The following is an 8,060-nucleotide window of genomic DNA, read 5'->3' on the forward strand; positions in this document are numbered from 1 at the left end:
AGTTTTTAGTTATGCCAGTGATGTTGCGCCAGTGATGATTAACTCAGAATCGCTAGGCTTACAAAGGCTTAATTCATTCAGGCTTTTCAGTTTTGTCGGTGTAGTACAGCCGGAAAATAATGTCTTGATTGTGGTTCCCGAATCCTTCTCCGAATAACGTAACACCACCGATGTGCTCTGCATCCTCCTTGACGGCAATGCGAAGTGACCAGTAGCTATTACGGATGCCGATATCATCGATGGTAACATCGGACAATTTTACGCCATCCATAAACGTACCTTCCTTTTTGATAATGAGATGTTTCAGAAGGCCGTACTGATTTACACTCTCAAACCACCAGGGCGGATTCAGTTTGCCTTTCCCTCCAAAGTCACCAGGGCTCGTCCACATTCCAACCTCAACGCCATTAATGATAAACGAAATATCAGAAGGCCAGTTGTTGTTGGTGAGTGGTGCCTCCGAGGAGATCTCCATCGATATCTCCAATTCTTCCGGATTTTCATCTCCCATTAGATAATTCGGTACCTTGTATTCAATATATCCTTGTCCAAACCACAGGATTTTGGCTTTGAGTCGGTCAGGATCAAGGAAATACCGGGGATCATCAAAAATTCCAATGATGGAATCTCTTGTACATATGCCACAAGTCGGCTTGATCTGCAGATCCGTGAAATGTCCTACGGATATTTCGGTTTTGTGAATCTCACGTTGGATGACGTCCTTGGTCGGGAATGCGATTTCAAGAGTGTCCATACGAAGAGAGCAGACCTTTTGAGCCGCTCCACCTTTGCCCGGAGCCATATTGGATTCAATCACACCGGCTTTTTCTAATTTTTTGACATGCATGGTCATAATGGCACTACTAAGTCCAAGCGCTTCGGCCAGTTCTTTTATATTCATAGAGTTTTTAGACAGCAGATGAACGATCTGAATACGTACACTGCTAGAAAGGGCTTCGAAGATATGCAGGTTTTTCTCGTTCAGGTCGATTTTCAATGTAATTCCTCCGAAGAAATGAAATATTAACATTTATATGAATAGTAAACGTAGAATATTATAATATCGAAATTCGAAAATAATCACAACGTTTTTATATAAATAATACCAGGAATACAACATAAAAACAGAAGTAATCGGAAAAATGTAAAAACGAACCACGAAATAACCAAAAAAACCCTGCCAACTCATTGACACGTGTTACTCAATAACTTAATATTTAGGTGAATTAGTAACAAATTTACGAATATATAAACAAAAACATTAACGTATCGTGCAGAACAGGAGATGACAACGTGAGTACAGTTTCGAAGAAGGAATCATTTGTTAATCCGATTATACCGCAACGAGCCGATCCATGGGTATACAAACATACCGACGGCTATTATTATTTTACAGGTTCCGTGCCTGAGTATGATCGAATTGAGGTTAGAAGAGCTCGCACTGTTCAAGAGCTGGATAGTGCTGAGCCCGTCGTAGCATGGCGCAAATATGATGAAGGACCGATGAGTGCCAACATTTGGGCGCCGGAAATTCATTATGTCCATGGTAAATGGTATATCTATTTCGCTGCAGCGCGAACAACAGCTACGGTGGAAGGGCTTTTTGACCATCGCATGTTTGTGCTGGAAAATGCCTCGGCTAACCCGCTTGAAGGAGTGTGGGAGGAAAAGGGGCAGATCAAGACAAAATGGGAGAGTTTCGCACTTGATGCGACCTCGTTCCTTCATAAAGATGTTCAATATCTAGTTTGGGCACAAAAAGATCCGGACATCGTGGGCAATTCCAACTTGTATATTGCATCCATGGAAAATCCGTGGACACTCGCTTCGGAACAGGTGATGATCGCTGAACCGACACATGATTGGGAGAAGATCGGTTTTTTGGTCAACGAAGGCGCAGCGGTGTTGAAGAGAAACGGCAAAATATTTATATCCTTCTCGGCAAGTGCGACAGATCATAATTATTGCATGGGATTGCTGTATGCAGAGGAAGGGAGCGACCTGTTGTCACCAAAGAGTTGGACAAAGCTTCCGGCACCTGTATTCCAAACCGATGTAGAGGCTGGACAATACGGCCCAGGGCATAACAGTTTCACCGTGTCGGAGGACGGAAGTCAGGATGTTTTGGTGTATCATGCTCGCAATTATAAAGAAATTGAGGGAGACCCGCTCTATGATCCGAATCGCCACATGCGGGCACAGGTCTTTGGTTGGGATGAGTATGGATTTCCATACTTTGGCAAACCTGTTCCAGATGGTCGACCGGTGAACGTATAGGGCTATAGCATAAATAAAAAAATAAAATGGAACAAAGTGGTTGACAAATGTAAGCGCTATGAATTACGATAAATTCATACAAATGTTAATCATTAATTAATTCATTAACGTTTGTGTATTAGGGCGAAGGGAGTGCTCCTAGGCAAGCTTCCTTCAGTAAGGCACTTTAGAAGCAGGGCAGGCCGGTTTTCAAGGAGAATATAGCAGAGCCCTGTGATTTTCTTGAATATTTGAATGCGTTTACAAATGTGCTTAGGATTGATTATTCTAGGGGGGTTCTTGTGTGAAACGTACAAAAAAAGGTTTTGTAATCATGGTATCTACGCTGTTTCTGCTGGTTTTTGTGCTGTCGGGTTGCAGTACAGACGACAAAAATACGATTACGTTCTGGACGCCTCTGACTGGAGAAGATGGAGCCTATATGGACCAGTTAGTTAAAGAATATAACGCCACTGAACCAGAAATCAAATTAAAACATGTGATTACGTCTGATATGTACACCAAGCTGTCTACGGTAATTAACTCCGGTAAAGGGGTCCCGGATCTGGCTATTATCCATGCTGACCGTGTTCCGGGCTTTGTGAAGCAAAACGTGCTTGAACCCATGACTTCAATGCTGGCAGCACAGCCGGAAATCAAGGAAGAGAACTATTTGCCGCAAGCGTGGTCGACAGGAACCATTGATGGGACACAGTACACTGTTCCTCTCGATATCCACAGTAATGCCATGTACTACAACAAGGATTTGCTGAAAAAGTATAACGCGGAATCATTCCTGGACGATGACGTTGTCACGATTGACGAAATGCTTTCCTTGCAAGGCAAATTAGATGAAGGAGACTTCGTTGTTAATGATGCTTTGCTCGGATGGGTTATCCTCGGACAATTGCAGAATGTGGGCGGAGATGTGCAGAAGGATGGAAAACCAGCACTGAACACTCCTGAAATGAAGGCTGCATTTGAAAGTGTCAAAAAGATTGCCGATGCCGGTCTCATGACTCCGTTCGGTGAAGATGGATACCTGATGTTCCAATCCGGTAATGTCCTGTTTTCTACAGATGGTACATGGAGCTCAACCGCTCATGCCACTGTTGAAGGTCTGAATTTTGGCGTGACTAATGTATATTCACCTACGGCTGATAAGTTTACAAACCGTTCTTCGTCCCACCTGTTTGCCATGCTGAACAATGAAGCGAGAACGGACGAGAAGGAACAAGGGATCGGTAAATTCCTGGAGTTTATCCGTCAGAATTCAATGGAATGGGCCAAAGCGGGACAGACCGTTGCGAGTAAACAGGTTATTGAGAGTCCGGAGTACAAAGACTACATGCAGTCGTTCTTTACTTCGAACGAGAAGGAGATCGAATCGCTCTACATCTACACTTACGAGTATTACCCGTATGTAGCTGAAGCGGTCGACAAATACGCGGCTGATATTGTTCGTGGCAATGTGGAGTTGGATGCGACACTGCAAACCATGCAAAAAGAGGTTGAGGACAAAATTGCTCAAGGAAGCAGTGGTGCCCAGTAACACTTGAATTGCATAACGGATGTACTGTACATCTCGCCATTCTACTGTAATAGAAGCAATGTGTCGCAAGAGTGGCACATTGCTTTTCCCAAAGGAGAAATGAAAGGATATGAATAAACGATCATTTGCACCGTTCTTATTTGTTGGTCCTCATCTAATCCTGTTTTTGGTGTTTATACTGCTGCCAACGATCTACGGGATTTATGCCTCTTTCACCAGATGGAACCTAATTAACGATCCAGTTTGGGTCGGTTTTGAAAATTATAGGACGATCCTGTTCGACCAGGATTCCTCATTTCATTTTCAATTCTTTAACGGTTTAAAGAATACGTTGATTTTCGTGGCACTGAGCGTTCCGCCGTTAATCATTATTCCGCTGCTTGTTGCTGTAGCCCTTGAACATAAAAAGGTGAAATTCAAAGGCTTCATGCAGGCGATTATTTACATTCCAGGTATGATCTCCATATCTGCTGCAGCGCTCATCTGGTCTCTTATTTTCAATAAACAGCTCGGCATCACGGGTAACGTATTTGGATCAGAGATATCCTGGGCAGCCAATCAACCGTATGCTTGGATCATTATTATTGTGATATCTGTATGGGGAGCGGTCGGTGGTAACATGATTATCTATCGCGCTTCCATTAATGGTGTACCTAGCGATCTGTATGAAGCAGCCGAGATGGATGGTGCCGGTCCGGTACGCCGATTCTTCAGCATTACGCTGCCTTCCATCCGTTTCCCGTTGATTTTTACATTTGTCATGACAACAGCAGGTTCGTTTAACGTATTTGGTCAGCCGCTGATGATGACCGATGGTGGACCACAGCAGACTACGCATGTTCTCATGATGTATATTCGCCAGCTTGCGTTTGGCTCCGGTGAGTCAGTAGCAGGTATGGCTTCCGCCATGGCTGTGCTGTTAGGACTGGTTATTCTGGTCATCTCCGCATTGCAATATTACGTAATGAACCGGAACGCCAATTAGAGGAGCAGGATCGAACGTGGATCGGGAAGGAGCAGGTATATCAACATGGTCAAAAAAATAAGTATCTCCAAATATATATCCTATCTATTTTTGGTAACCATTTGTGTCATATGGGTGGTGCCCGTTATTTTCGGGATCACGACTTCGTTTCGCTCGCAGGCGGAAGTGGTGTCGGCCGGGTTCCGGTTATTTCCCAAAGAGTGGGACTTTAATAACTACGTCGCCATACTGGACAATACATCAACCGCTCCGATTCTGAGATGGTTGAGCAACTCGCTGCTCATTGCAGTATCTCACACGGTGCTTGTCGTTTTTATCATTTCCCTTACAGGCTATGGTTACACAAGGTTGAAGTTCAAAGGGAGAGATGCCTTGTTTTTCACGCTCCTCGGGATATCATTTTTCCCGGGTGTCGTTAACCTGATCCCTTCCTACAAAATCATTGAGGCGCTTGGATGGGTGAATACAGCTTGGGCCATGATTATTCCGGGGCTGGCTGGTATGGGGAATATCTTCCTCGTTCGTCAGTTCATGAAGGGAATACCTGGCGAACTGGACGAGTCTGCTAAGGTTGATGGTGCAAGTGATTTCCGAATTTATTACTCCATCATTTTACCTCTAGTGAAACCGGTGTTGATTGTGTGCGGTCTATTCTCGTTCATTGGGTCCTGGAATGACTTCCTATGGCCGGTTATCGTATATACAGATGTCGAAAAAATGCCGATTACCGCTGGACTGCTGTTACTGCAGGATATTTACGGCAACTATCGCATGATTGGACAGCTGATGGGTTCGGCGATTCTGGCGATCATTCCAACACTCGTCCTGTTTATTTTTGCACAAAAGTATTTCCTGCAATCGATTAATCTGAATTCGGGAATCAAAGGATAATGCTGAATTGCTGCATTGTTTGTTAAACTGTTGTTTTACACTAGGAATAATGTATAGATTGGATTATGAGCTGCCGTATATACGGTGGCTTTTTTTGCTGTGAAATTTACAGCGCTTTCAGAACACGAACGTTTCCGTATAAACATATAGTTAACATTCGTTTTTATCATTGACAGAAAAGGTCGGTGCTTCTAAAATAGGGATGGGAAAACAAACAAATAGCGCATACTACTTCGTATAATCCTGGGGATATGGCCCGGGAGTTTCTACAAGATCACCCTAATGATCTGGCTACGAGCAGGAGAGGCTAAGCACAGCAAAATTCTATATGACTGCGTGGTTAACTATAATGGACGCACATTAGAATTTTTTTTGTTCTTGGCAATAGGCTACGCCTCTCCTAATAGCTAACCCTGGGTGAAGTAAGTCCGTCCAGGGTCTTTGTCGTTTTTCAAAATGGCTTCAACATCTCTAAGGGGGAGTTAGTGGATTATGGATCGTTTCTTTAAACTAAAAGAAAACGGAACAAATGTTAGAACGGAGATTGTTGCGGGTCTTACTACCTTTATGACCATGGCGTACATCCTTTTTGTTAACACATTGTTCCTCGGATCAGCCGGGGCGGGGATGTCGGATAACGCAGTGTTTTTTGCAACAGCCGTAGGTGCTGGGCTTATGACCATCATTATGGGATTGTTCGTTAACATCCCGATCGCCCTCGCGCCGGGTATGGGATTGAACGCATACTTCATGACGGTTGTATTGAGTTCGAATGGGGCAATTACCTGGCAAGCTGCTCTCGGGGCTGTATTCATCTCGGGTATCGTATTTATTATCTTGACCGTGACGAGAATTCGTCAGATGCTGCTTGTGGCTGTACCTCAAACATTGAAAATGGCCATTACGGTCGGTATCGGTCTCTTTATTACTATTGTAGGTTTCAAATTGGCCAATCTCGTTGCTGTTACGGTTAATGTTGCGCCAGATGCAGACCTTAGCCAGCCGATTCCCGGCAGCAGTTTCAATTTGTCACTCGGTAATTTTGTGACGCATCATGATGCGCTATTGGCACTGATTGGATTGATCCTTATTGCTGTACTGATGGTTATGCGTGTAAAAGGTGCGCTGCTCATTGGTATCGTTGCTACAACTCTAATTGGTATTCCGATGGGTGTTACGAATCTTAGCGGACTATCCGGTGCAAGTTGGCTGCCTAATTTTAGTGATCTGGCTGTTGGACAGTTGGACCTGAAGGGCGCAATCAGCCTTGGATTGTTTGAGATTATCTTCATCTTTACCTTCGTTGAATTGTTTGACACGTTCGGTACAATGGTTGGGACTGCGACCCGGATGGGGATTATGAAAGACAAACAAAAAGGCGAGAAAACAATTGGTAAAGCAATGCTCGTCGATGCAGTAGGTGTAAGTGCAGGTGCGGCATTGGGTACGAGTACTATTACGGCATTCGTTGAGAGTGCTTCTGGTGTTGAAGCGGGTGGACGTACGGGTCTGACTTCGGTAACAACTGGGATCTTGTTCATTCTGGCGCTATTCATTGCTCCGCTTGCGCTGGTTGTTCCGTCTGCTGCTACAGCGCCTGCCCTAATTATCGTAGGTGTATTGATGATGAGCCAGGTGCGCAGCATTGAGTGGGATGATTTCCTTCAAGCGTTCCCTGCATTCCTTACAATTGTATTGATGCCTTTCACAGGCGGAATTGCAAACGGAATCTCTGCAGGTATTCTGTCTTATGTTATTCTGGCCGTATTCAGTAACTTGGTTACGGATCGCAAAGTGAAGATTCACTGGTTGATGTGGATTCTCGCAATCATTGTTCTTGCCCGCTATATCTTTATGGGCGGAGAATAATTCAGTTCTACTATATAAGGACGAAAGCTCCTGGGCTTGATCAGGGCTTTCGTCCTTTTTTTATTAATATAGAATTAGAATTAAATCTCGCTTGAGAAATATAAGACTGTTCCTTTCCTTATATAGTGGATAAGTTTCTTTCTATTATAGAAGGAAGGGGAAGTTGGTGAGAGATATGGTGAGATGATTTATAGCTTGTAAAGGTAAGTCAATAAAGATATACAGCATGAGTTGGATCAATAAAAGGGACTCGTGTAGAACTTTATGTTTATGTGATGTTATAGATCTTGGATAAGCTGCAACGTTTATGTTCAGAACTTAATTCGGTTTGACCCTTTGATGGTTGAGATCATATAACTGCTCTTGCTGTAAACTTCGTATATTATATATAGAAGAAACTATTTGAATAGAAGTCTGTATGCTTCTGCTTGATTTCTTTTTTTGAAAAAAGTACTTGCATAAAAAATATGAACATGGTATATTCTAATTCCGGCCAAGAAAACACAA

6 protein-coding genes and 1 riboswitch are annotated in these 8,060 nt (G+C 43.5%); of the genes, 5 read left to right on the top strand and 1 reads right to left on the bottom strand.

Annotation, left to right across the window (positions count from 1 at the left end; all coding sequences use genetic code 11):
- Positions 1 to 73: 73 nt before the first annotated feature.
- The gene (locus CHH60_RS27830) at positions 74 to 997 is read right to left on the bottom strand and encodes an ArsR/SmtB family transcription factor (protein ID WP_095362160.1); all 924 of its coding nucleotides are present in this window, start codon (positions 995 to 997) and stop codon (positions 74 to 76) included.
- A gap of 296 nt (positions 998 to 1,293) precedes the next feature.
- Between CHH60_RS27830 and CHH60_RS27835 the strand changes: the two genes are divergently transcribed.
- The 5 genes from CHH60_RS27835 to CHH60_RS27855 all read left to right on the top strand — a co-directional run bounded on the left by CHH60_RS27835 (position 1,294) and on the right by CHH60_RS27855 (position 7,553).
- Positions 1,294 to 2,277: a glycoside hydrolase family 43 protein gene (locus CHH60_RS27835; protein WP_095362161.1), complete on the top strand. Its 984-nt coding sequence runs from the start codon at positions 1,294 to 1,296 to the stop codon at positions 2,275 to 2,277.
- A gap of 313 nt (positions 2,278 to 2,590) precedes the next feature.
- Positions 2,591 to 3,808 (top strand): extracellular solute-binding protein, encoded by a 1,218-nt coding sequence (locus CHH60_RS27840; RefSeq protein WP_095362167.1) that lies wholly within the window; start codon positions 2,591 to 2,593, stop codon positions 3,806 to 3,808.
- Positions 3,809 to 3,917: 109 nt separating this feature from the next.
- Positions 3,918 to 4,793, top strand: a complete 876-nt coding sequence (locus CHH60_RS27845) for a carbohydrate ABC transporter permease (RefSeq protein ID WP_095293154.1) — start codon at positions 3,918 to 3,920, stop codon at positions 4,791 to 4,793.
- Positions 4,794 to 4,838: 45 nt separating this feature from the next.
- The gene (locus CHH60_RS27850) at positions 4,839 to 5,684 is read left to right on the top strand and encodes a carbohydrate ABC transporter permease (protein WP_095293153.1); all 846 of its coding nucleotides are present in this window, start codon (positions 4,839 to 4,841) and stop codon (positions 5,682 to 5,684) included.
- A 213-nt stretch (positions 5,685 to 5,897) separates the two neighbouring features.
- Positions 5,898 to 5,998: riboswitch (purine riboswitch) on the top strand.
- 178 nt (positions 5,999 to 6,176) lie between these two features.
- Positions 6,177 to 7,553, top strand: a complete 1,377-nt coding sequence (locus tag CHH60_RS27855; protein WP_095362162.1) for an NCS2 family permease — start codon at positions 6,177 to 6,179, stop codon at positions 7,551 to 7,553.
- Positions 7,554 to 8,060 lie beyond the last annotated feature (507 nt).

The sequence above is a fragment of the Paenibacillus sp. 7523-1 genome (assembly GCF_002276415.1).
Taxonomy (GTDB): domain Bacteria; phylum Bacillota; class Bacilli; order Paenibacillales; family Paenibacillaceae; genus Paenibacillus; species Paenibacillus illinoisensis_A.